Genomic DNA, 24119 nt, shown 5'->3' on the forward strand with positions numbered 1-24119 from the left:
CCGGATACGGTGCCCGGCATGAGCGATCACGGCATCGGATGGATGAGCGGCGTGCTCGGCGAGGACTACGCCGTGACGTTCGTGCGCGGCGTCACCCACCAGGAGCTGGCGTGGATGATCGGCGGGGACCCCGACACCGTCATGGACGCGGACACGTTCGGACGCCTCGACGCGGCCGCTCCGTTCGGGACGCTGCCGGCCAGTGCGATGCTCGGCGAGACCGGCACCGGCTGGGCGTTCGCCATCGAACCGCCGGGTGCCGCGCACGAGTGGTACCGGCACGCGGCTCTGCGCCGCATGTGGTCCAGCTGCACGGCCGTCTCGATCGAGGACACGATGATGGGCCCGGGCATCATCGGGTTGACCGTCGACGGCGAGCACGACTGGTCGTACCACGGGGGCGAGGTCGGCGAAGGCCAGGAGAACCATCCCCTCACCCGTCGCCCGGCCGACGAGGTGGGCCTGGGCCGGGTCGTCGCGAGTGAGAACGAGGACGACCCCGGCGACCCCGACGACGGGGAGCTGTTCATCCCCGACGATGCGGACATCCACCGGGTCCTGGGGGAGCACTACGGCCTTTCCCTGCCCCGGCAGGCGGTGGAAAGCCGGTCCCTGCAGGTGGTCTTCTTCGAGCCGAGGACATTCCTGCACCCGGTGCGGAAGGTCCCGGACGGGCCGTACGACCCGTGCCCGGTGTGCGGCCCGGAAATGGCCAAGTGGAACGGGGACGGGGTCTGGGGGCCGCAGTACCGGCTGGCCTGCGGCCGGACGGAGAGCGACGGCTGTTCCGGTCAGCGCATCGGGCCGCTCGTCCAGACCGGTGTCCGGCCGGAGCGCAACACCAAGTGGGACAACGTGTGCCTGCCCGGCTGACGGGGCCCGGCTGACGGCCTGCTCCTCGTACGGCTCCGAGGGGCGCCCGGCAACGCTCCGGGTGCCGCCCGGGCGGGCGGCGACGATGCTTGTTCTGCGGCCGGCGTCGACGAGCGACGGACCCTGATCCGGGTAGATGTCCGGATCTGTTCCCCGGCGCCCCGGGTAGAGTGGTGGCTTCGTCATCTGGCACATGAGTGCGTCAGTGACAACTCCACAAAGAGAACTCCACAGGGGCGCCGGGAAGTCTGGTCGGCACGTGTAACTGTCATGCCGTCGCAGCCGTACCCGACCCGGAGGTCCACCACGTGGCCGCGCCCGTCCCCCCTCCCTCCCGCCGCACCCTGCTCGGCCGTCTGCCACTGCCCGAGCGGAACTACGTCGCCGATGCCCTGCGCACCGAGACGGTCGGCGGCATCCTCCTGCTGGTCGCGGCCGTCACGGCACTGATCTGGGCGAACACCTTCGACTCCGGTTACGCGTCCGTCAGCCATTTCCACTTCGGTCCCGAGAGCCTGGGGCTCAACCTCTCCGTGGCCCACTGGGCGGCCGACGGCCTGCTCGCGGTCTTCTTCTTCGTCGCGGGCGTCGAGCTGAAGCGCGAGCTGGTCGCGGGCGAACTGCGTGACCCCAGGGCGGCGGCCCTGCCCGTCGCCGCCGCACTGTGCGGAATGGCCGTACCCGCCGTCGTCTACGCGCTGACCGCGGTGCTCGGCGGCGGTTCCACGGCCGGCTGGGCCGTTCCCACCGCGACGGACATCGCGTTCGCCCTCGCCGTCCTGGCGGTGATCGGCACCTCGCTGCCGGCGGCACTGCGCGCTTTCCTCCTCACGCTCGCGGTCGTCGACGACCTGTTCGCGATCCTGATCATCGCGGTCTTCTTCACCGAGGACATCGACTTCCTGGCGCTCGGCGGGGCCGTCGCCGGCCTGGTCGTCTTCTACGTGCTGCTGCGCACGGGGGTCCGGGGCTGGTACGTCTACGTTCCGCTCGCCCTGGTCATCTGGGGCCTGATGTACAACAGCGGTGTCCACGCCACGATCGCCGGCGTCGCCATGGGCCTCATGCTCCGGTGCACCCGGCGCGAGGGCGAGGCGCACTCCCCCGGTGAGCACATCGAGCACCTGGTGCGTCCGCTGTCGGCCGGCCTCGCGGTGCCGCTGTTCGCGCTCTTCTCGGCCGGTGTCACTCTCAATGGCGACGCCCTGGCGGGCGTATTCACCCGGCCCGAAACGCTCGGTGTGGTTCTCGGCCTGGTGGTCGGCAAGACCATCGGGATCTTCGGCGGTACCTGGCTCGTCACCCGCTTCACCAAGGCAGAGCTCAACAAGGATCTGGCCTGGGCCGATGTCTTCGCGGTCGCCACCCTCGCCGGTATCGGATTCACCGTTTCGCTGCTCATCGGAGAGCTCGCCTTCGCCGGCGACGAGGACATGATCAACGAGGTCAAGGCCGCGGTCCTCCTCGGATCCCTGATCGCCGCCGTACTCTCCGGTGTACTGCTCAGACTCCGGGTACGCAGATACAGAGCCCTGTACGAGGCGGAGGAGCGGGACGAGGACGAATCGGGTGTGCCGGACGTCTACGAGCAGGACGACCCGCAGTACCACCTGCGCATGGCCGCCATCTACGAGCGGAAGGCCGCCGAGCATCGCCGCCTTGCCGAACTGACGGGGGCAGCGAGCAGCAAGCCGGACAGTCCGGCATGATCTGACATCGGATGTACGGAAGAGGAGAGGGAGTCAGGGATGAGCGACCCCGGCAACTACGCGGGCGGCACCGACCGTAGTATCGGCCAGCTGTTCGCCTCGGCGACGGCAGAGATGTCCGCGCTGGTGCACGACGAGATCGCCCTGGCCAAGGCCGAGGTGCGCCAGGACGTCAAGCGCGGCGTGATCGGCAGCGTGGTGTTCATCGTCGCGGGTGTGCTGATCCTGTTCTCGCTGCCCGTGCTGAGCTTCGCGGCCGCCTACTGGATCCACACGTCGGGGCTCGGGCTCGCCTGGTGCTTCGGCATCGTCGGCCTGGCGTTCATCCTGCTGGCGGGCCTGCTCGCCCTGATCGCCATCGCCAAGTTCAAGAAGGTCAAGCCGCCGGAGAAGTCCATCGCTTCGGCCAAGCAGACCGCCGCGGTCCTGCAGGGCGTCAAGCCGCATCCCCGGCCCGCCGTCACTGCGGGTGCGATCGGCCGGACACAGGGCGGCACGCTCGTGGACAAGGCCATCGAGAACCGTCCGGTCCAGGACAGGGCGGCCTCTGTGGCACGCTCGTCCACATGACCGACCCCGATGTCAACGCGCCCAACCGGGCCGGACCGGTAGGACCGGCTGCCGGTTCCGGCGGTCCCGTACGTCTCGACGGCCCCTGGACCCACCGCGACGTGGCCGCCAACGGTGCGCGCTTCCACATCGCCGAGCTCGGCGACGGGCCGCTGGTGCTGCTGCTGCACGGTTTCCCGCAGTTCTGGTGGACCTGGCGCCACCAGCTCACCGCGCTGGCCGACGCCGGGTTCCGCGCGGTCGCGATGGACCTTCGCGGCGTCGGCGGCAGCGACCGCACGCCCCGGGGGTACGACCCCGCCAACCTGGCCCTCGACGTCACCGGTGTGATCCGCTCGCTCGGCGAGCCGGACGCGGCACTGGTCGGTCACGACATGGGCGGCTATCTCGCGTGGACGGCCGCCGTCATGCGGCCGAAGCTGGTGCGGCGGCTCGTGGTGTCCTCGATGCCGCATCCGCGTCGCTGGCGGTCCTCGATGCTCTCCGACCTCGCGCAGTCCCGGGCCGGTTCGCACATCTGGGGATTTCAGCGGCCGTGGGTTCCGGAGCGTCAGCTCGTCGCGGACGACGCGGCGTTGGTCGGCAGACTCATCCGGGACTGGTCGGGGCCGCGCACCGCGGACTTCCCCGACGACGGGACGGTGGACGTCTACCGGCGTGCGATGTGCATCCCGTCGACGGCGCACTGCGCGATCGAGCCGTACCGCTGGATGGTGCGCTCCCTGGCGCGTCCGGACGGCATCCAGTTCAACCGCCGGATGAAACGCCCGGTGCGCGTCCCTACGCTGCACCTGCACGGTTCGCTCGACCCGGCTGTCCGGACCCGTAGCTCCGCGGGGTCGGGCGAGTACGTCGAGGCACCGTATCGGTGGCGACTTTTCGACGGTCTGGGGCACTTCCCCCACGAGGAGGATCCGGCCGGTTTCTCGACCGAACTCATCAGCTGGCTCAAGGATCCCGAGCCCGACCGGTAACCGGGGGCACAGGTGTCCGACGAACAGCCAATTGCCTGCCGCATAAGCCAATTGGCTGACTCGCGCGCGATTACCGACCTTGGGTCACGGGCAAACGTCGGGGTATGGGCTGGACGCGCGACTTCAATGACGCAGCACACAACCACCGCTCGACCGATTCTGCTGGTCAGAGCTCTCATGAGGGGGACGGCTCCGTGAGCCGGGTGCATGATGTGAGTGATTCTCATGGTCTCCGGCTGGGCATTCCGCGCATCCTCCACCGCCGGGCCCGCTGGGTCTCGGCGCGGCTGCGCCATCCCCGCGGCTGACGCGGCGACCCTCGTCCGGAACGCCACGCACGGACCTCGCGGCCTCTGAGGAAGCGGGGCCGTACGTGGCCCGTCCCCCGCATCCCGGCGCGGAAGCCGCCAAGGTGTGGCGGGCCTACAGGAACTCCGGGCGTCGCTGATCGAATGCGCGCCGGGCAGCGCGGCTCAGGTACGGACCGGACAGCGCGGCTCGGATGTGTGCTGCCGGGCGTCGCGGCCGTCGGGACCCTGTGGACGCCCCTAGAGCGCGCAGCCCTGGCTGTCGACCTGCTGCGCTGCGGACCCGCCGAGCTCGATGTCCTCACGGATCTCGTCGGCCGTCAACGCGTATCCCGTGTCCGGGTCGTCGAGCGACTTCGCGAACACCACTCCGTACACCTTGCCGTCCGGAGTGAGCAGCGGGCCGCCGGAGTTGCCCTGGCGGACGGTCGCGAACAGCGAGTACACATCGCGCTGCACGGTGCCCCGGTGGTAGATGTCCGGACCGTCGGCGTCGATGCGGCCGCGGATGCGCGCGGAGCGTACGTCGTAGGCGCCGTTCTCCGGGAAGCCGGCGACGATCGCGCCGTCACCGCTCTCCGCGTCGTTGTCGGTGTCCGTGAAGCGCAGCGGCTCCGCGTCGAGGTCCGGGACGTCGAGGACCGCGATGTCCCGCGCCCAGTCGTAGAGGACGACCTTCGCGTCGTACAGCCGGCCCTCGCCGCCGATCTGGACGGTCGGCTCGTCGACGCCGCCCACCACATGGGCGTTGGTCATCACGCGGCGGTCCGAGAAGACGAAACCGGTGCCTTCGAGGACCTTCCCGCAGCCCGGTGCCATGCCGACGACCTTGACGATGGACTTCTTGGCGCGGGCGGCGACGGGGCTGCCGGCCAGGGCCGGGTCAGGGGCCTTGACCTCGGTGATGGGCTCGTTGGCGAACGGGCTGAAGACCTGCGGGAAGCCGTTCTGCGCGAGGACCGAGGAGAAGTCCGTGAACCAGTTGGAGGCCTGATCGGGCATCACCCGGGAGACCCCTAGCAGGACCGAGGAGCTGCGGACCTCCTTGCCGAGCGTCGGCAGGGTCGTGCCCGCGAGCGCGGAACCGATCAGCCAGGCAACGAGCAGCATGGCCACCACGTTCACCAGGGAACCGCCGGTGGCGTCCAGGGCGCGCGCCGGCGACCACGTGATGTATCTGCGGAGTTTGTTGCCCAGGTGGGTGGTGAAGGCCTGGCCCACGGAGGCGCAGACGATCACGATCACGACCGCGACGATCGCTGCGGTGGAGGAGACTTCCGATCCGTCGGTCAGCTGGTCCCAGATCACCGGCAGCAGGTAGACGGCGACGAGGCCGCCCCCGAGGAAGCCGATCACGGACAGGATCCCGACGACGAAACCCTGGCGGTAGCCGATGACCGCGAACCACACGGCACCGACCAGCAGCAGGATGTCCAGCACGTTCACCGTCTATAGCCTCGCAGATTCGTCACCTGGCCCGTCCGGTTCGACGGGGTCCGGGCCAGACCCGGAACAGCGCAGCACGGGAGTCAGCCTGTCATGCGCGCCAGTCGAGCGGCACCTGCTTGGTCCGGTCCCAGGAGCGTTCCCACCCCGCGTAGTGGATGATCCGGTCGATCACACCAGCCGTGAAGCCCCATACGAGTGCGGATTCGACCAGAAATGCCGGGCCTCGGTGCCCGCTCGGATGGACGGCCGTCGTGCGGTTGGCCGGATCCGTGAGATCCGCCACGGGGACGGTGAAGACCCTGGCGGTCTCGGCCGGATCGACCACTCCCACCGGGCTCGGCTCCCGCCACCAGCCGAGGACGGGCGTGACGACGAAGCTGCTGACCGGGATGTAGAGCCGGGGCAGCACGCCGAAGATCTGGACGCCGCCCGGATCGAGCCCGGTCTCCTCCTCGGCCTCCCGCAGCGCGGCCCTGAGCGGTCCGGTGGTGGCGCGGTCGCCGTCCTCGGGATCGAGGGAGCCTCCGGGGAAGGAGGGCTGGCCCGCGTGGGAGCGCAGGGAACTGGAGCGCTCCATCAGCAGCAGCTCGGGGCCGCGCTCACCCTCACCGAAGAGGATCAGCACCGCGGACTGGCGTCCGGCGCCGCTCTCGGGCGGCAGGAACCTGCTGAGCTGCTGGGCCCGGACACTCCGCGCCGCACGGGCGACGGGGTCGAGCCAGCCGGGCAGTCCGTCGGTGGTGACGGTGATCGCGGTGTCGTGGGGCGCGCTCGTCCCTGTGGTGGCCGCGTCCCTCGCGGCCCGTGTGCTCTGTGCATGCGTCATGGGCACCCCCGTCGTTCCAACGCCTGTCGTCGGCGATTTCGTTCCGCGCGGCCCGTACACCACCCGTGGGAGTGGTGTCGTTCATCCGGCTCCCAGTGGCGGGGCCGGACTGCCGGGGTAGTCCGGGGGCGGGCTGAGCCGCTGGCCCGGATAGCCGCCCATCTCGTACTTCAGGAGCTTCCTGGCCTTCTCGGGGTCCGTCTCGCCCTCGCCGTACGCCGGGCAGAGCGGGGCGATCGGACAGGCCCCGCAGGCCGGCTTGCGGGAGTGGCAGATGCGGCGGCCGTGGAAGACGACGCGGTGCGAGAGCATCGTCCACTCGCTCTTCGGGAAGATCTCGGCGACCTCCGCCTCGACTTTCTCCGGGTCCTCCTGCTCGGTCCACTTCCAGCGGCGGACCAGTCGGCCGAAGTGGGTGTCCACGGTGATGCCGGGCACGCCGAACGCGTTGCCGAGCACGACGTTGGCCGTCTTGCGGCCGACGCCGGGCAGGGTCACGAGATCCGCGAGTCGGCCCGGGACCTCGCCCCCGAAATTGTCCCGGAGGGACGCCGACAGCCCCATCAGGGACCGCGCCTTGGCGCGGAAGAACCCGGTCGGCCTGATGATCGCCTCCAGTTCCTCAGGGGCGGCGGCGGCCATGTCCTCGGGGGTCGGGTAGGCGGCGAAGAGCGCGGGGGTGGTCTGGTTGACCCTCAGGTCGGTGGTCTGCGCGGAGAGCACCGTGGCGACCAGGAGCTCGAACGGATTACGGAAGTCCAGCTCGGGGTGGGCGTACGGATAGATCTCGGCGAGCTCGCGGTTGATCCGGCGGGCACGACGGACCATGGCCAGATGCGATTCCGGCTTCCCGGGCTTCTTCGCGGCCCCGGTCGCGGGCTTGGCCGTCGTCTTCTTCGCGGCCTTCCTCGCCGTGCCGGCCCCGGTCCCGGGCTCCGTCGCCGTCTTCTTCGCGGTCTCCGTCACGTACTTCTTCACGGACTTCTTCACGGACTTCTTCGCGGACTTCCCAACCGTCCGGGCCCGAGTCGCACCGGTTTCCCGCGCATTCGGCTCGGCGGACCCGGCCGACCCTCCCGCAGGTCGTTCTGTCGCATTTCTCCGGCCCCGCCCAGGCTGTTCGCCCACAGCGGAATTCCCGTCTTCCGACACCCCATCAGCCCCCTCTGCCTGCGCTCTCACCGGCGTTCCGGACATCTGGCCAGCCTAGAGCCAGCGGCTGACATCCGCCCCGGTCACCGCGTATCCACGCCTGATCGGCCCCTGCCGTAGGGTCCGGCACGCTCGTGCGTCAAACTGGTTTGTGATCGATCGCACTGTTTTACCGTCCGGCATCATGGGGACCACGCTTCCCTGAACAGGCCGACAAGGAGAGAACTCGTGGACGACGTTCTGCGGCGCGCCCCGCTTTTCGCGGCGCTCGATGATGAGCAGGCCGCGGAGCTCCGCGCCTCGATGAGTGAGGTGACCCTCGCACGCGGTGACGCGCTGTTCCACGAGGGTGACCCGGGCGACCGCCTGTACGTGGTCACCGAGGGCAAGGTGAAGCTCCACCGCACCTCCCCCGACGGCCGGGAGAACATGCTGGCCGTCCTCGGCCCCGGCGAGCTCATCGGTGAGCTGTCGCTCTTCGACCCGGGCCCGCGCACCGCGACCGCGACGGCGCTCACCGAGGTCAAGCTCCTCGGCCTCGGTCACGGCGACCTCCAGCCCTGGCTGAACGCCCGTCCCGAGGTGGCCACCGCGCTGCTGCGGGCCGTCGCCCGCAGGCTGCGCAAGACCAACGACCAGATGTCCGACCTGGTCTTCTCCGACGTGCCGGGCCGTGTCGCCCGCGCGCTCCTCGACCTGTCGCGCCGCTTCGGCGTCCAGTCGGAGGAGGGCATCCACGTGGTGCACGACCTGACCCAGGAAGAGCTGGCCCAGCTGGTCGGTGCCTCCCGCGAGACGGTCAACAAGGCCCTCGCGGACTTCGCGGGCCGTGGCTGGCTGCGGCTCGAGGCCCGGGCCGTGATCCTGCTGGACGTGGAACGGCTGGCGAAGCGGTCCCGCTGACGCCCTGTCCCGTAGCTCGGCGAAAGGGCCCCACCGTGCGGTGGGGCCCTTCGCGTGTCCGGGGGCGGCGGCCGTGCGAGCCGTGCCTCAGATCAGGCCGTGCTCGGTCAGGTACTCCAGCTGGGCCCGTACGGACAGTTCCGCCGCCGGCCACAGCGAACGGTCCACGTCCGCGTACACCGCCGCCACGACCTCGGCGGCCGTCCGGTGTCCGGCCTCCACCGCCGTCTCGATCTGGGCGAGACGGTGCGCACGGTGGGCGAGGTAGTACTCGACGGCGCCCTGGGCGTCCTCCAGGACCGGCCCGTGCCCGGGAAGCACCGTTTGCACCCCGTCGTCGACGGTCAGCGAGCGCAGCCGCCGCAGCGTGTCCAGGTAGTCGCCGAGCCGGCCGTCCGGGTGCGCGACGAGGGTTGTGCCGCGCCCGAGGATCGTGTCGCCCGTCAGTACGGCCCGGTCGGCGGGCAGGTGGAAGGAGAGCGAGTCCGCGGTGTGCCCCGGGGTGGGGACCACCCGGAGTTCGAGCCCTCCGGTGGTGATGACGTCCCCCGCCGTCAGGCCCTCGTCCCCGAGGCGCAGTGCCGCGTCCAGGGCGCGCACCTTCGTGCGCGTGAGCTCGGCGAAACGCGCCGCGCCCTCCGCGTGGTCGGGGTGGCCGTGGGTGAGCAGGGTGAGGCCGACGCGCCGCCCGGCCCGCTCCGCGGTGTCGATGACGGCCCGCAGATGGGTGTCGTCGAGCGGCCCCGGGTCGATCACGACCGCGAGGCCGGAGTCCGGCTCCGCGACGATCCACGTGTTGGTGCCGTCCAGTGTCATCGCCGAGGCGTTGGGCGCCAGAACGTTGACCGTACGGGTGGTGGCGGGGCCGGAGAGCACCCCGCCGCGGGGCTGTCCGGGCAGTGCCGCCGCGTCGCTCATGCGGTGCCGTCTTCCACGTCGGCGGGGGTGCCGCCCGGGGCGGAGGGGATGTGTTTGGTGAACTCGTCGTGCCCCGGCCAGCTCAGCACCAGCTCGTCGCCCTCCATACGGGCCTCTGCCAGCACGGGGGTGAGGTTCTGGGAATCCGCTGCCTTCAGCGCCTCGGCGGCCGTCCCGTACGGGCTCAGCGCCCGCAGCGTGGCCACGGTGGGCGGCATCATCAGCAGTTCACCCAGGTCGTAGCGTTCCGCGGCCTCGGCGGGCCGGATCCAGACCGTACGGTCTGCCTCCGTGGAGGCGTTCCGGGTGCGCTGGCCCTCCGGGAGCGCGGCGACGAAGAACCAGGTGTCGTAGCGGCGCGGTTCGAACGCCGGGGTGATCCAGCGGGCCCACGCGCCCAGCAGGTCGGAGCGCAGCACCAGGCCCCGGCGGTCGAGGAAACCGGCGAAGGACAGCTCGCGGGCGACGAGTGCCTCGCGGTCGGCCTCCCAGTCGGCGCCCGTGGTGTCGGTCACGACGGTGTCCGCGGTGGGCCCGGCCAGCAGGACGCCCGCCTCCTCGTACGTCTCGCGGACCGCGGCGCAGACGACGGCCTGCGCCTCGGCGACGGTGTCGACGCCCAGCCGCTCCGCCCAGGTCTCCAGGGACGGTCCCGCCCACTCGACGAGGTGGTCGTCGTCGCGTGGGTCGACCCCGCCACCCGGATAGGCGTACGCGCCCCCGGCAAAGGCCATGGAGGTGCGCCGGCGCAGCATGTGGACGGCGGGACCCGGGGTTCCCGCCCCGGACGGGTCGTCCCGCAGCAGCATCACCGTGGCCGCCCGCCTGGGCGTCACGGCTGTCAGCTCGCCGCTGGCGAGGGCCCTGATCCGGGCGGGCCATTCCGGTGGGTACCACTGACCGTTGGACATGGCCGGAGGCTATCCGGAACCGCGGCGATGTTCGAGGGACGCACGGCCTTGTTGGTGCCCCGTACACGCATGATCCCGGCACGCATGATCCCGGCACGCATGATCCCGCCCGGTCACGGAGGACCGGGCGGGATCAGCGATTCGACGGAAGGTACGGACTCAGGCCTCGACGAGCTCGACCTGGACCTCGATCTCCACCGGTGCGTCCAGCGGCAGTACTGCGACGCCCACGGCGCTCCGCGCGTGCACGCCCTTGTCGCCCAGGACCGCGCCCAGCAGCTCGCTCGCGCCGTTGACCACGCCCGGCTGCCCGGTGAAGTCGGAGGCCGAGGCGACGAAGCCCACGACCTTCACGACCCGGGCGATCCGGTCCAGGTCACCGGCGACCGACTTCACGGCCGCCAGCGCGTTCAGCGCGCAGGTCTTCGCCAGTTCCTTGGCCTCGTCCGCCGTCACCTCGGCGCCGACCTTGCCCGTCACCGCGAGCTTGCCGTCCACCATCGGCAGCTGGCCGGAGGTGTACACGTACACCCCGGACCGCACGGCCGGCTGGTACGAGGCCAGCGGCGGGACGACGCCCGGGAGCGTCAGGCCGAGCTCGGCGAGCTTCGCCTCGACGGCGCCCGCCACTACGGCTTCTCCCGCTTCAGGTAGGCCACGAGCTGCTCGGGGTTGTTCGGGCCGGGAACGACCTGGACCAGCTCCCAGCCGTCCTCGCCCCAGGTGTCCAGAATCTGCTTGGTCGCGTGCACGAGAAGGGGCACGGTCGCGTATTCCCACTTGGTCATGAGCCGACTGTAATGCCTGGCACATGCGGCCTCGTGCGTAGCCTGCCTGCCGACTGGTTAGGCTCGAAGACGTGAGCAGGTTCCAGGTCGTCAGCGGCAAGGGCGGTACCGGTAAGACCACGGTCGCCGCCGCACTCGCGCTCGCCCTCGCGACCGAGGGCAGGCGCACTCTCCTCGTCGAGGTCGAGGGCAGACAGGGCATCGCCCAGCTCTTCGAGTCCGAGGCCCTCCCGTACGAGGAGCGCAGGATCGCCGTGGCGCCGGGCGGCGGGGAGGTCCACGCGCTGGCGATCGACGCCGAGCGCGCGCTCCTGGACTACCTCCAGATGTTCTACAAGCTGGGCAGCGCCGGCCGGGCACTGAAGAAGCTCGGCGCGATCGACTTCGCCACCACCATCGCGCCCGGTGTCCGGGACGTCCTGCTGACCGGCAAGGCCTGCGAGGCCGTGCGCCGCAAGGACAAGCAGGGCAGGTTCGTCTACGACCACGTGATCATGGACGCCCCGCCCACCGGCCGCATCACCCGCTTCCTCAACGTGAACGACGAGGTGGCGGGGCTGGCCCGGATCGGCCCGATACACAATCAGGCGCAGGCCGTGATGCGGGTCCTGAAGTCCCCCGAGACGGCGGTCCACCTGGTGACGCTCCTGGAGGAGATGCCGGTCCAGGAGACGGCCGACGGCATCGCGGAACTGCGGGCCGCGGACCTGCCCGTGGGACGCGTCGTCGTGAACATGGTGCGACCGCACCTGCTGGACGAGGACGCGCTGCGCACGGCGTCCGGGGGCCGTCGCAGGGAGATCGCGAAGGCGCTGACCAGGTCGGGCGTGACGGGCTCGGCCGGCCTCGTACGGCCGCTGGTCGAGCAGGCCGCCGAGCACGCCCAGCGGGTGGGCCTGGAACGCGAGCAGCGTGCGGTGCTGGCCGGGCTCGGGCTGCCGACCGTCGAGCTGCCGCTCATGGGCGAGGGCGTGAGCCTGTCCGCGCTGTACGACCTGGCGACGGAGTTCCGTAAACAGGGTGTGGGCGACGACACGGCGGACGCGGCGGGGCAGGGATCCGCGGGGGGCGCGCCGCGTTCCGGACAAGGGGTGGGGTCATGACACTGGGCACGGACATCGCACCGGGGCTGGACACCGACGCGCTCCTCGACGACCCGGGTATCCGGATCGTCGTGTGCTGCGGATCGGGTGGAGTCGGCAAGACCACGACCGCCGCGGCGCTCGGTGTACGGGCGGCCGAGCGCGGCCGCAAGGTCGTCGTCCTCACCATCGACCCGGCCCGCCGGCTCGCCCAGTCCATGGGCATCGACCGGCTCGACAACATCCCGCGCCGGGTCGAGGGCATCGGTGGCGACGGCGAACTCCACGCCATGATGCTCGACATGAAGCGCACCTTCGACGAGACCGTCGAGGCGCACACCGACGCCGAGCGGGCCCGCGCGATCCTGGAGAACCCCTTCTACCAGTCCCTGTCGGCCGGTTTCGCGGGCACGCAGGAGTACATGGCGATGGAGAAGCTGGGGCAGCTGAGGGCGCGCGACGAGTGGGACCTGATCATCGTCGACACCCCGCCGTCCCGGTCCGCACTGGACTTCCTGGACGCGCCGAAACGTCTCGGCTCGTTCCTCGACGGGAAATTCATCCGGCTGCTGATCGCACCGGCGAAGATCGGCGGACGGGCCGGCATGAAGTTCCTGAATGTCGGCATGTCGATGATGACGGGAACGCTCGGCAAGCTGCTCGGCGGGCAGTTCCTCCGTGACGTACAGACCTTCGTCGCGGCGATGGACTCCATGTTCGGCGGATTCCGCACCCGGGCCGATGCCACGTACAAGCTGCTCCAGGCCCCCGGCACGGCGTTCCTCGTGGTCGCTACGCCTGAGCGGGACGCGCTGCGTGAGGCCGCGTACTTCGTGGAACGGCTGGCCGCGGAGGAGATGCCGCTGGCCGGGCTGGTCCTCAACCGGGTGCACGGCAGCGAGGCCGCACGGCTCTCCGCGGAGCGGGCACTGGCCGCCGCAGAAAATCTTGAAGGCGTCGGCATTGTGGATCAGACGGCCGGGAAGGCTGGCCTTTGTGACCCGGCGGACCCGGCGGCCGTCACCTCTCCCGAAGCCCCCGAGTCACCGCTCTCCCCCGAGCACAGCGACGAGCCGACACCGCACGATCCCACTTCGCATTCGCACGATTCCGCTTCGCACGAGCCGCACCCCCCGAAGCCGCTCGTCGACGAGCCGCACGACCGGAAATCGCCTGTCCCCGAACAGCACGACCCCGAGCCGCATGACCGAAAGTCGCCTGACCCGTCCGGGCCCCCCACCCACACCGAAGAGGACGAGGGCACCACAGCCGTACCCGTCACCGTTCCCGACGTGTCCGTCGATCAGCTGACCGCCGGTCTGCTGCGGCTGCACGCCGAGCGGATGCAGGTCGTCGCGCGCGAGCAGCACACACGCGACCGCTTCACCGCGCTCCACCCCGAGGTCCTGGTGACCGAGGTGGCCGCGCTCCCCGGTGATGTGCACGACCTCTCGGGCCTTCGGGCCATCGGGGAACGACTCGCGACCGGTTCCGCTCCGGCCGGAGCCGCGTAGGACCGACGCCGGGCTCCTCCTCGCGGGGTCGCCCCACGCGGGTCTACCCCACGGCGGCGTACGTCCCGTGCAGCTCGTCGTCGTCCAGGCCCACCGCTGCGGGCAGCATGCCCGTGGACCGCTCGTACTCACTGCGCGCGGTCTCCAGCAGGCGGCGCCAGGACGTGACGGTGGGCCGTCGGCGCAACAGTGCGCGGCGCTCCCGCTCCGTCATTCCGCCCCACACGCCGAACTCGACGCGATTGTCCAGCGCATCGGCCAGGCACTCGGTCCGCACCGGGCAACCGGTGCACACCGCCTTGGCCCTGTTCTGCGCTGCCCCTTGTACGAACAATTCATCCGGATCGGTAGTGCGGCAGGCTGCCTGCGCACTCCAGTCGGTTACCCAGCCCATGCCGGCGCCGTCCTCTCCCGAATCGAGGCTCCCCCACGGCGACAGCGGCATATTCACCGCTGCCAGTTGAGGACGTTACGGAAGGCAGGCACAGCGCAACACCCCCTTCGGGCCCAATCTTGAATGGCCCGAACGGACTATGCGTAGGCGGCAGATCACCCAGGGGAGTGAGGCAAGGACATACGTGACTATCCCGATGGAATCGGGACAGGATGCCCAAGTCGCAACGGACATTCAGTGACACGTGAGGCGAATTCGGGAGCGCCTCGGCGAGTGGCTGAATTTGCGCAGGGGCCGTGCACAGGGGTTGATACGAAATCGGTCAGCTGTGACAGTTGAGAGCAGCTTAGGCCAAGGCCTATACGCGTGTCCGGCGAATGAGAACGTAGGCTGCCCCCATGCCAAAGAAGCGCTCAGGCGGGGGTCTCACGACGACCCAGCAGGCCGCCAAGTTCCTCGGTGTCGCCGCACTTTCCGGAGTTGTGCTGGCGGGCATCGCGCTGCCGGCCGCCGGAGCACTGGGGCTGGCGGCGAAGGGAACCGTCGAGGGATTCGACGAGATCCCCTCCAACCTCAAGACTCCGCCGCTGAGCCAGCGGACCACGATCCTGGACAGCGAGGGCGGCGCGATCGCCACGGTCTACTCGCGCGACCGCACCGTCGTCCCGCTCAAGGACATCTCGCCGTACATGCAGGACGCGATCATCGCGATCGAGGACTCGCGCTTCTACGAGCACGGTGCGGTGGACCTCAAGGGCATCCTGCGCGCGATGAACCGCAACGTGCAGGCCGGCGGTGCCGCGCAGGGCGCGTCGACGCTCACCCAGCAGTACGTGAAGAACGTCTTCGTCGAGGAGGCGGGCGACGACCCGGACAAGGTCGCCGAGGCCACGCAGCAGACCCTGGGCCGCAAGGTCCGTGAGCTCAAGTACGCGATCCAGGTCGAGGAAGAGCTCGGCAAGAAGAAGATCCTGGAGAACTACCTCAACATCACGTTCTTCGGGCAGCAGGCCTACGGCGTCGAGGCCGCCTCGCAGCGCTACTTCTCCAAGCACGCCAAGGACCTGAAGCTGGAGGAGGCCGCGCTGCTGGCCGGTCTCGTGCAGTCGCCGAGCCGCTACGACCCGGTCAACGACACGGAGGAGGCGACCAAGCGTCGCAACACCGTGCTGCAGCGCATGGCGGCCGTCGGTGACATCTCGCGGGCCGAGGCCGACAAGGCCATCGCCGCCCCGATCGCGCTGAAGGTCAAGAAGCCGCAGAACGGCTGCATCACCGCCGTCAGCGGCTCCGGGTTCTTCTGTGACTACGTCCGTAAGACGATCCTCACCGACCCGGCCTTCGGGAAGACCGAGGAGGAGCGCTCGAAGCTCTGGAACCTCGGCGGTCTGACCATCAAGACCACCCTCTCGCCGCGTGCGCAGAAGGCGGCCAACGAGGCGGCGACGTCGAGGGTCTACAAGGACGACAAGGTCGCGGCCTCGGTGGTGCAGGTCCAGCCCGGCACCGGCAAGATCCTCTCGATGGGCCAGTCCCGCCCGTACGGCCTGGACCAGAAGCAGCACGAGACGGTGCTGAACCTCGCCGTCAGCAGCAAGATGGGCGGCAGCACCTACGGTTTCCAGGTCGGGTCGACCTTCAAGCCGATCACCGCTGCCGCGGCCCTGGAGAAGGGCATCAGCCCGGCGCAGAGCTTCTCCAGCGACTGGAAGATCTCGGTGCCGATGAGTTCCTACCGGGACTGTTCGGGTGCCCCCACCGGCGGCGGCACCTGGGACCTCCAGAACGAGATGGAATCCGAGAAGGGCGCCTATGACATGACCGGCGCGCTCGGTAAGTCCATCAACACCTACTTCGCGAAGCTGGAGCAGAAAGCCGGGCTCTGCGAGACGGTGACCATGGCGAAGAAGGTGGGTTACGAGCGCGGAGACGGCGATCCCGTCTCGGACAAGCACCCGTCGATCACCCTCGGCGGCACGGAGAGCACGCCGCTCGCCATGGCCGCCGCGTATGCGACGTTCGCGAACCGCGGCACGTACTGCACGCCGGTCGCCATCGAGTCCATCACCGACGCGAACGACAAAGAGCTCAAGGTGCCCAGGAGCGCTTGCTCCCGGGCAATGAGCGAGCCCACCGCCGACACCATCAACCAGATGCTGAAGGGCGTCGTCGAGGACGGCACCGGCACGCTGGCCGGCCTGACCGACCGCGACAACGCGGGTAAGACCGGCACGACGAACGAGCGCGTGGACGCCTGGTTCGTCGGTTACACGCCGAACCTGTCGACGGCCGTGTGGGTGGGTGCCGACGTCGGCAAGAAGGTGCCGATGTACAACATCAACATCGGTGGCCAGTACTACGACAAGGTCTGCGGCGGCTGTCTTCCCGGTCCCATCTGGAAGACCGCGATGACCGGCGCGCTGACCGCCTCCGAGACCCCCTCCTTCAACCCGATCTCGGTGCCCCGCGCCAAGGTGAAGGAGGACAAGGAGAAGGACAAGGGCCGCGACGAGGACAACGGCGGCGACAACGACGACGAGTCCGGCGACGGCGACGGCGACAACGGTGGCATCACCCTCCCGCCCGGCTTCATCGGCGGCAGTGACGGCGGCCCGCGCGGCGGTGGCAACGGTCCCTGATCACCGGGTCCGGGCTTGAAGGTCCACGCGGTCCAGGCATGAAAGGAGGGGCGCTCCCGGTTCGGGAGCGCCCCTCCTTTCATGCCATGCCTCGTACACCCGGCCGGCGCGACGTTCCTGCGGTGTGCCGGCCTGCTCGGCCTGATCAGCCCGCTGCTCAGCCGGCGAGGAGCTTCTTCACGGTGGCGGCCACCCGGCCGCCCTCGGCGAGCCCTGTCACCTTCGGGTTGACGATCTTCATGACGGCACCCATCGCCCGCGGTCCCTCGGCGCCGGCGGCCTTCGCCTCCTCGACGGCCTGCGAGACGATCGCGTTCAGCTCGTCGTCGGAGAGCTGCTTGGGCAGGTACGCGTCGAGCAGCACGCCCTCCGCCTTCTCCCGCTCGGCCTGCTCGGTCCGGCCGCCCTGCGCGAAGGCCTCGGCGGCCTCACGGCGCTTCTTCGCCTCCTTGGCGATCACCTTCTGCACCTCGTCGTCGGAGAGCTCGCGCGCGGACTTGCCGCTGACCTCTTCCTTGGTGATCGCGGTGAGGGTGAGCCGGAGGGTGGACGAGGTGAGCTCGTCACGCGCCTTCATGGCCGTGGTGAGGTCTTCCTTGAGCTTGGACTTGAGCGTGGTCATGCGCCGATTGTGACAGGTACGGAGCACCTGCCGCCCTCCTGTTTTCCGCTCGCGCCACCGTGTCTGCGACGATGGGCACATGCGCGCACGCTACGGAGTACCCCTGAAAGTCACGGCAGTCGGCGCAGCGGTGGGCACCGCCGGCCTCGTGTACGCCGCCGGGTTCGAGGCCCGCTCGTTCCGCCTGCGACGGATCACCGTTCCCGTACTCCCGCACGGAGCGCGCCCGTTGCGCGTACTCCAGGTCTCCGACATCCACATGGTGAGCGGCCAGCGCAAGAAGCGTGCCTGGCTGCAGTCGCTGGCCGGCCTGCGCCCGGACTTCGTCGTGAACACCGGGGACAACCTCTCCGACCCCGAGGGCGTACCGGAGCTGCTCGACGCGCTCGGCCCGCTGATGGAGTTCCCCGGGGTGTACGTCTTCGGCTCCAACGACTACTACGGTCCCAAGCTCCGAAACCCCGCCCTGTACCTCCTGGAGAAGATGCGGGGCAAGCACGGGCTCAACGGGAACGCTCCGGCGGTCGGTGTCGTCCACAACCCCTGGGAGCCGATGCGCGACGCCTTCGACGCGGCGGGCTGGCTGAACCTGACCAACACCCGGGGCCGCCTCAAGCAGGACGGGCTGGAGATCGCGTTCACCGGCCTGGACGACCCGCACATCAGGCGGGACCGCTACGCTGAGGTGTCGGGCGGCCCGGAAACGGGTGCCGACCTCTCGATCGGCGTGGTCCACGCCCCGTACCTGCGCTCGCTGGACGCCTTCACCGCGGACGGCTACCCGCTGATCCTGGCGGGCCACACGCACGGCGGCCAGCTCTGCATCCCCTTCTACGGGGCCCTCGTCACCAACTGCGACCTGGACACGGACCGGGTGAAGGGCCTCTCCCGCCACACGGCGGGCGACAAGCGCGCCTACCTCCACGTCTCGGCCGGCTGCGGCACGAACCGCTACACCCCGGTCCGCTTCGCCTGCCCGCCGGAGGCGACCCTGCTGACGCTGACGCCGCGCGACTGACGGTCCCGGGCCCGAGGCCCGCGCCCGCCGTCCGCGACAAAAACCGGATTTCGCCTCCGGGCGCCGGTGGGCTAAAGTAATCGATGTCGCCGGGACAATCGGTGGACATCGGGGTGTAGCGCAGCTTGGCAGCGCGCTTCGTTCGGGACGAAGAGGTCGTGGGTTCAAATCCCGCCACCCCGACAGCTGAAACACCAGGTCAGGGGCCTGATCCACTTAGTGGATCAGGCCCCTGACTCGTTCCTGGGGCCATCTTGGGGGCCGACCTCGGACCCGGCTCCCAGGGAGCCGCCGATGAGCCTGCCGGTTGGCACCGCGCCGAGCCCCTTACTGAGGCGGCCGGACGCCCAGCAGAGCGCACGTGATCAAGCAGCTGACTCCAGCTCCGGGGCGGTCTCCTCCGGTGGGTCGAGGAGTTTGAAGTCGCAGTCCCCCGGGCGTCGCCCCAAGCGCTGGACCATTAGGGCACCGAGAAGCGCGGCCCCAGGTCCAGACACTGGCCCTGCGTCCGTACCGACATAGAACAGGCCGCTCTCGTCCGGGTCCCTGTCCTCGTATTCGGAGCCGGCGCCCAGCGCAAGGCAGAAGCCAAGGAGATCTGCGCGCAGTCCGGTGGGGAGATCGCCGCGAAGGAAGACCATTGGGTGGGCCAGCCCCTCGCTGTCGTAGCCCGTGGAGACGACAGCACCGAGCCCCTCGGGCAGTGGGTAGGTCTCCTCCGGGAGATCCTCCACGACACCCTTCAGGTCGACAGCAACAATCTCCGTCAGCTCCTGGAGAACGTCGTCGTCACTCCGCCACCCATCCTTCGGTGCCCAATGCCCCTCCCCATAGAGGTGCAGGACATCTGCCGTCACGTCTGGCGGATCCTCCAACGCTCCAACCGACACGTCGTCCGGCTCCCTCACCACTACGCCTTGCTTGTCCGCGTCCGGCCAGAGAACCAAGCGAGGCGCAGGGTGGTGAATGTAGCGGGCGAGAAGCGACCGGATGCTGGCTGCCACTTGCTGTTCGTTCAGACCGGAACGCACAAGCAGGCAGAGCTTCCCCGAAATGACGGTCAGCGCAGCCCGCATGCCCCGCTCTCCCAGGTCCATCTCTACAGCCCGTACGTTCATCGTCTCCATCAGGACGGGCAACTCCAATGCCCAGGCGTCATGCGCTCGAATCCTGCCGCGTGTCTGGTCGTCGCCGCGGTTGCCCTGGGGTACGAGTTGAAGTTCTCGCTCTTGCACAGTGGTTCCTTCCGTCGTTTGATCCGCGTCACCCAGTTTTGGCACGCTTCCACCCCGCTCAGGCGTAAAGTCGTGAAGCGTCATTTCGTGTGCATCACCTACGCCACACTCAGAGGCCCCGGTTCGCCTCCCATGCCTGGGTGTGGATTCGGAGACGACGCACGCGAACATCCGCGCCAGCGTCGACTTTCAGGTCACGCGCTGAGCACAGGACGAGGAGTCGGGATGTTCCGCCGCCGGTAGCATCAGGGTCATGCCATGCCAGGCTCCCGCCGATGATCGTGACCTTTCGGGTCAATTCACCCCCAACGACTGCTGCCGTCAGCTAGACTTGACAATTTTTTGCAGGGCAGCAGGGCAGCAGGGCAGCAGGGCAGCAGGGCAGCAGGGCAGCAGGGCAGCAGGGCAGCAGGGCAGCAGGGCAGCAGGGCAGCAGGGCAGCAGGGCAGCAGGGCAGCGAAGTGCTCGTCGCTCTGCGTTCCGCGGGGGCGTTGCACAGGCTCCTCGACGTGTTGCCCGTTTTCGATGGCGACACTCGCATCACCGTCCGGTTCACTCTGCTCCCCGGATCGCACTTCGACGTCGACGCGCTCGCGGCTCTGGACAGCTCAGGGGGCCGCATCGTGCCCTGGGACGAGGCTCGCCGGAGCAGACACGATCTGGTCCTGACTGCGAGCCCGAAGGGTGAATTCCACGAGCTGTCCGGGCCTCGCGCGCTGTTGCCGCACGGAGCCGGCTTCAACAAGGCCATCAGCAACGACGGTTCACCCGAAGTGCCTTCCGGCCTGGATCCCCACTACCTGTTGGCCGACGGCGAACCCTGGGCCGATCTCCATGCCTTGGCCCATGAGGAGCAGCTGGCTCGTCTGGCCCGTCACTGTCCGTCGGCCGTCGGCCGGGCCGCTGTGGTCGGGGATCCCACCCTGGACCGTTTCCTCGCCTCGGTCCCTCACCGTCAGGACTACCGCGCCGCCCTGGGGACGGGGCCGCGGCAGCTCGTCGTTCTCGCCTCCACGTGGGGGCCGGACTCGCTCCTTGCCCGTCGGCCCGGGCTGCCCGCCGAACTCACCGGGATCCTGGCGCACGACGCGTTTCAGGTCGCTCTGATCGTGCATCCCAACGAGTACAGCAGGACCGGGCTCTTCGATCTTTCCCGGTGGCTCGCCCCTGCGCTCAGGGCGGGGCTAATCCTTGCCCGTCCTTACGAGGAGTGGGCCGCACTTCTCGTCGCTGCCGATGCCGTCGTCACCGACCACGGCTCCACGGCTCTCTACGCGGCGGCCCTCGGCCGCCCGGTCGTCAGTGCCTACGACGGCGGCCGTGAGCTCATCCCGGGCAGCCCGATGGCGCGGCTGCTGGATGCGGCGCCCAGGTTGTCGGCCGCCTCCGGCCTGGAGGACGCTCTCCGGGAATCCCGGACCACGGACACCCGTGGTCCGGCCGCCGGCGCCTTCGCCCAGCAGGGCCGGGCGCTCCAACTGCTGCGAGAGCGGCTCTACCGGATGCTCGGGCTGCGCCCTCCGTCAAGCCCGGTGGACGCGTCGGCGTTCGCCCGGCCGTCCACGACACCGCGTCAGCCCTTTGCTCTCGCGGTACGGGCCGAGGTGTCGGGTCATCGGATCGCCGTCGAACGCTTCCCCGCGCACACGCCGGAGGCCGTACACCATCTCGCCGCCGAATACCCCGCGGCCGGGCCGCGCCAGGTACAGAGTGCCGCCCTGCTCTGGCGCCGCGCCCAGGCCGCCGGCCATGCCGGGCAACACACGGCGTGGACCGCGGAGGGCTGGACGGCCCATGTCCTGGAGGAGGCGCCGGGCTGCAGAACAGCAGCCGCGATCCTGTCACCCCGGCGCTGCCTGCTCAGACACCGCACGGCCGGACTGCTCAGCCTCCGCGTAGAACCTCAGCGCGACAGGGGCATGGTGTCGCACGTGGATCCGACGGCCGTGGTGTCCGCGGTACACGCCTGGCTCGGGGCCGGCACGAACGCGTCACTACCCGTGTCGCTCCTGTGCGACACCGGGCCGGCGGCCGTCCGCGTACACCTCAGTGCCGCCCATGAGGACGACCTCGATTACGAGCTCTGAGCGTCGGAAGGGATGCCTCCCGCCTGTCGCGTGATGTGCCTCGCAGTCACACGGTGCCGCTCGGCGGTCTCGGCGTCACCGCGGGCTTCCGCCAGAGCCGCCAGTTCCTCCAGAACACGTACCTCGTCCGTGACGGAACCCCGAGCGCGTGCGCCGTCCAGCGCCGCGCTCACCAACGCGTACGCCTCTTCCGCCCTGCCCACCAGCCTGAGTGCGCGGCCCAGTTCGAACCCGGTGCGCGACACCATGCGCGGGCGCTCCTGCTGCCGCGCCATCGCGTGAGCCTCTTCCAGGAGCCTGGCCGCCACCTGGAACTCTCCCTGTCGCACCGCGGTTTTGCCCAGCAGGTAGGTCTGAAGCAGTACGCCGTACACGTTCTCGATCTCCGCGTGGATCGCCCTCGCCGCTTCGAAGTCCTCGGCGGCGCCTGACCAGTCCCCGAGTTCGGACTTGAGCAAGCCTCGGAACTCGACCGCCGAGGCCCTCAGCTTCCGCTCCGGAGGTGACGCTCCCAGTGCTTCGGAGGCGTTGAGCGCATGCCTCAATTGCTCGGCCGCTTCGTCGTACAGCCCCTGCTCCCACAGCGGACGGGCCAGCTGACACCTCATCCTGACCATGGCCGGAAGGAACTCTGTCCGGTCCGCGGCAGCCACCCCCGTACGGAAGGTGTCCATGACGTCGGCGTAGTGCGGGTGGTCGAGGAAGTGCGTCCACAACGGCTCGCACAGCGCCCAGGCATCCTCGTAGAGCCCCGCATCGAAGGCGAGCCGGACGCATCCGTACAGAGCGAGCCGGTGCGACTCCAGCCATCGCAGCGCTTCCGCTTTGCCCGGGAACTCGATATCGCACGGGCCGGTGCCCACGGGTTCCGGCAGCTCCGCGAACGTCATCCGCGGGCCCGCGGCCAGGAGATCCGCGCGCGCGGCTTGCCGCCTGTACCAGGAACACAGCGAGCGGCGAGCACGGGCCCGCTCCTGCCCGTCCGGGTCCTCCAGTCGCGCACGCCGCTCGGCGTGACCCCGCAGGAGGGCGTGCATACGCCAGTCGTCGGCCCTGCCCTCCAGCAGTCCCGCGGACTCCAGCTCCTCCAGGGCGTCCCCCGCACGGCAGGGATCGCAGCCGAGGAGGGCGGCGGCGGCCGGCTCCTCCACCACGGGTCCCGGAAGCTCTGGAAGCAGCCGGTAGAGTCGCGCGGCCTCAGGGTCCAGCCCCGAGCAGGCGGCGTCCCACACGGCTTCGACCACGGGAATGCCCCTTCCGTGCAATTCCGCCGTCAGCTCGGCGACGAGCCGGGCAAGGTTCCGCCTCCGGTACTTGCGTACCCACTGACCGGCCACCTGAAGAGCGGCCGGCAGACCACCACACCCACGTGCCAACTCGACCAGTGCGTCCGGTTCCGCCGACAAGCGCGGATCGTCCACGAGGTGCCCCAGCAGCCGCACCGCGTCCTCCACCGCCAGCGGGCCCACCGGGACCTCGGCCACAGCCGCGCCGTCGAGGTCGTACAGGGCTCCCTGACTGGTCACGATCGTCAGACTGTCGTCCGACGCGGGGAGAAGCGGGGTCGCCTCACTTCCGTACCGCGCGTTGTCGATCACCACGATCAGCCGCTTGTCCCGGGTCCGCGTCCAGAGCTGCTTCGTACGGCCGGCGAGGGATCTCTCCAGCAACTCCGGCGCTACGCCCAGACCGGTCAGGAGCTCCCCGACGGCGTCCGAGATCTCCACGGCACCGTCCCGCCGCAAGTCGTCCAGGTCGACGTAGAGGACCCCGTCGGGATACCGGTCCGTGAAACGGCGGGCCACATGAAACCCCAGAGCGGTCTTGCCGATCCCGCCCATTCCCGTGAGTGCGACGACGAGCGGCCCCGCATGTGCCACGTGCGCGTCGACCGCGCGAGTGATGCGCTCCTGCTCAGCCAGCCGGTTCTCGAACCGCACGCGCGTCGGCGGAAGTTGGAAGGGAACCGGCGCGGCCGGGCCTTCGATGCCGTGCAGGTGCTGATGCAACTCACCGATCCGACCGGCCTGAACGACCACGTCCGCACGTCCGTCCAGGCTGTTACGTGTCTCGTCGACCATGCGTCAACAGTATTGCCTCAGCTGCTGGATGAGGCAGAGCGCGCCTCGGCCGGGAGGTCCGCGAGA

22 protein-coding genes and 1 tRNA gene are annotated in these 24119 nt (G+C 69.8%); 12 read left to right on the forward strand and 11 right to left on the reverse strand.

The genetic code is table 11. From position 1 onward, the window contains the following. Window positions 1–18: 18 nt before the first annotated feature. From OG524_RS16510 to OG524_RS16530, 5 genes are all read left to right on the forward strand, one after another. Window positions 19–873 carry a hypothetical protein gene (locus OG524_RS16510; RefSeq protein ID WP_405810822.1) on the forward strand — a complete coding sequence of 285 codons (855 nt, stop codon included), beginning with the start codon at window positions 19–21 and terminating at the stop codon, window positions 871–873. 308 nt (window positions 874–1181) lie between these two features. Further along, window positions 1182–2582 carry a Na+/H+ antiporter NhaA gene (gene nhaA, locus OG524_RS16515; RefSeq protein ID WP_405390058.1) on the forward strand — a complete coding sequence of 467 codons (1401 nt, stop codon included), beginning with the start codon at window positions 1182–1184 and terminating at the stop codon, window positions 2580–2582. 39 nt (window positions 2583–2621) lie between these two features. Next, a complete protein-coding gene (locus OG524_RS16520; RefSeq protein WP_405810824.1) occupies window positions 2622–3152 on the forward strand; it encodes a phage holin family protein in 531 nt (176 codons plus the stop codon). Continuing rightward, window positions 3149–4126: an alpha/beta fold hydrolase gene (locus tag OG524_RS16525; protein WP_405390056.1), complete on the forward strand. Its 978-nt coding sequence runs from the start codon at window positions 3149–3151 to the stop codon at window positions 4124–4126. Before OG524_RS16520 ends, OG524_RS16525 begins: the two co-directional genes overlap by 4 nt. A 104-nt stretch (window positions 4127–4230) precedes the next feature. Next, window positions 4231–4434, forward strand: a complete 204-nt coding sequence (locus OG524_RS16530) for a hypothetical protein (protein WP_405390055.1) — start codon at window positions 4231–4233, stop codon at window positions 4432–4434. Between the two features lie 240 nt (window positions 4435–4674). Here the strand turns inward: OG524_RS16530 and OG524_RS16535 are convergent, their stop codons facing one another. The 3 genes from OG524_RS16535 to nth form a co-directional block, all read right to left on the reverse strand. Next, complete coding sequence (locus OG524_RS16535) at window positions 4675–5880, reverse strand: MarP family serine protease (protein ID WP_405390054.1); 1206 nt, start codon at window positions 5878–5880, stop codon at window positions 4675–4677. A 91-nt stretch (window positions 5881–5971) separates the two neighbouring features. Then, complete coding sequence (locus OG524_RS16540; protein ID WP_405810827.1) at window positions 5972–6709, reverse strand: NUDIX hydrolase; 738 nt, start codon at window positions 6707–6709, stop codon at window positions 5972–5974. Between the two features lie 81 nt (window positions 6710–6790). Then, entirely contained in the window at window positions 6791–7675 is an 885-nt protein-coding gene (gene nth, locus OG524_RS16545) for an endonuclease III (protein WP_405812470.1), read from the reverse strand. 414 nt (window positions 7676–8089) lie between these two features. Here nth and OG524_RS16550 point away from each other — a divergent pair, with 414 nt between their 5' ends. Then, entirely contained in the window at window positions 8090–8764 is a 675-nt protein-coding gene (locus OG524_RS16550) for a Crp/Fnr family transcriptional regulator (RefSeq protein ID WP_014046869.1), read from the forward strand. Between the two features lie 87 nt (window positions 8765–8851). Here the strand turns inward: OG524_RS16550 and OG524_RS16555 are convergent, their stop codons facing one another. From OG524_RS16555 to OG524_RS16570, 4 genes are all read right to left on the reverse strand, one after another. Beyond that, window positions 8852–9682 (reverse strand): MBL fold metallo-hydrolase, encoded by an 831-nt coding sequence (locus OG524_RS16555; RefSeq protein ID WP_405390052.1) that lies wholly within the window; start codon window positions 9680–9682, stop codon window positions 8852–8854. Continuing rightward, a complete protein-coding gene (locus tag OG524_RS16560; protein ID WP_405390051.1) occupies window positions 9679–10593 on the reverse strand; it encodes an NUDIX hydrolase in 915 nt (304 codons plus the stop codon). The genes OG524_RS16555 and OG524_RS16560 overlap by 4 nt, the downstream gene beginning before the upstream one ends. 159 nt (window positions 10594–10752) lie before the next feature. Beyond that, entirely contained in the window at window positions 10753–11223 is a 471-nt protein-coding gene (locus OG524_RS16565) for a RidA family protein (RefSeq protein ID WP_056793365.1), read from the reverse strand. Next, the gene (locus OG524_RS16570; protein WP_019992579.1) at window positions 11223–11381 is read right to left on the reverse strand and encodes a DUF4177 domain-containing protein; all 159 of its coding nucleotides are present in this window, start codon (window positions 11379–11381) and stop codon (window positions 11223–11225) included. The genes OG524_RS16565 and OG524_RS16570 overlap by 1 nt, the downstream gene beginning before the upstream one ends. A 71-nt stretch (window positions 11382–11452) precedes the next feature. On the opposite strand from OG524_RS16570, the gene OG524_RS16575 reads away from it, so the two are divergent. Continuing rightward, a complete protein-coding gene (locus OG524_RS16575; protein ID WP_405810830.1) occupies window positions 11453–12484 on the forward strand; it encodes an ArsA family ATPase in 1032 nt (343 codons plus the stop codon). Continuing rightward, on the forward strand, window positions 12481–13977 hold the full coding sequence (locus OG524_RS16580) for an ArsA-related P-loop ATPase (RefSeq protein ID WP_405810832.1): 1497 nt from the start codon (window positions 12481–12483) through the stop codon (window positions 13975–13977). The genes OG524_RS16575 and OG524_RS16580 overlap by 4 nt, the downstream gene beginning before the upstream one ends. Window positions 13978–14020: 43 nt before the next feature. On the opposite strand, the gene OG524_RS16585 is transcribed toward OG524_RS16580, so the two are convergent. Beyond that, complete coding sequence (locus OG524_RS16585) at window positions 14021–14371, reverse strand: WhiB family transcriptional regulator (protein ID WP_405390048.1); 351 nt, start codon at window positions 14369–14371, stop codon at window positions 14021–14023. A gap of 398 nt (window positions 14372–14769) precedes the next feature. Between OG524_RS16585 and OG524_RS16590 the strand changes: the two genes are divergently transcribed. Continuing rightward, window positions 14770–17010, forward strand: coding sequence for a transglycosylase domain-containing protein (locus OG524_RS16590; RefSeq protein WP_405810835.1), 2241 nt, complete (start codon window positions 14770–14772; stop codon window positions 17008–17010). Window positions 17011–17167: 157 nt separating this feature from the next. Here the strand turns inward: OG524_RS16590 and OG524_RS16595 are convergent, their stop codons facing one another. Beyond that, window positions 17168–17632: a GatB/YqeY domain-containing protein gene (locus OG524_RS16595; protein ID WP_405390046.1), complete on the reverse strand. Its 465-nt coding sequence runs from the start codon at window positions 17630–17632 to the stop codon at window positions 17168–17170. A gap of 79 nt (window positions 17633–17711) precedes the next feature. On the opposite strand from OG524_RS16595, the gene OG524_RS16600 reads away from it, so the two are divergent. Together OG524_RS16600 and OG524_RS16605 are read left to right on the forward strand one after the other, a co-directional pair. Next, complete coding sequence (locus OG524_RS16600; protein WP_405390045.1) at window positions 17712–18650, forward strand: metallophosphoesterase; 939 nt, start codon at window positions 17712–17714, stop codon at window positions 18648–18650. Window positions 18651–18759: 109 nt separating this feature from the next. Beyond that, window positions 18760–18833: transfer RNA gene (locus OG524_RS16605), tRNA-Pro, on the forward strand. Between the two features lie 182 nt (window positions 18834–19015). Here the strand turns inward: OG524_RS16605 and OG524_RS16610 are convergent. Beyond that, on the reverse strand, window positions 19016–19777 hold the full coding sequence (locus tag OG524_RS16610; RefSeq protein ID WP_405810837.1) for a hypothetical protein: 762 nt from the start codon (window positions 19775–19777) through the stop codon (window positions 19016–19018). A 581-nt stretch (window positions 19778–20358) separates the two neighbouring features. Here OG524_RS16610 and OG524_RS16615 point away from each other — a divergent pair. Next, window positions 20359–21972, forward strand: a complete 1614-nt coding sequence (locus OG524_RS16615; protein WP_405812471.1) for a translation initiation factor 2 — start codon at window positions 20359–20361, stop codon at window positions 21970–21972. Here OG524_RS16615 and OG524_RS16620 read toward each other — a convergent pair. Further along, complete coding sequence (locus tag OG524_RS16620) at window positions 21960–24053, reverse strand: NB-ARC domain-containing protein (protein WP_405390043.1); 2094 nt, start codon at window positions 24051–24053, stop codon at window positions 21960–21962. The two genes, OG524_RS16615 and OG524_RS16620, sit on opposite strands and share 13 nt — an antisense overlap. Between the last annotated feature and the right edge of the window lie 66 nt (window positions 24054–24119).

Origin of the sequence: Streptomyces sp. NBC_01520 (assembly GCF_045040375.1) — a bacterium.
GTDB lineage: Bacteria > Actinomycetota > Actinomycetes > Streptomycetales > Streptomycetaceae > Streptomyces.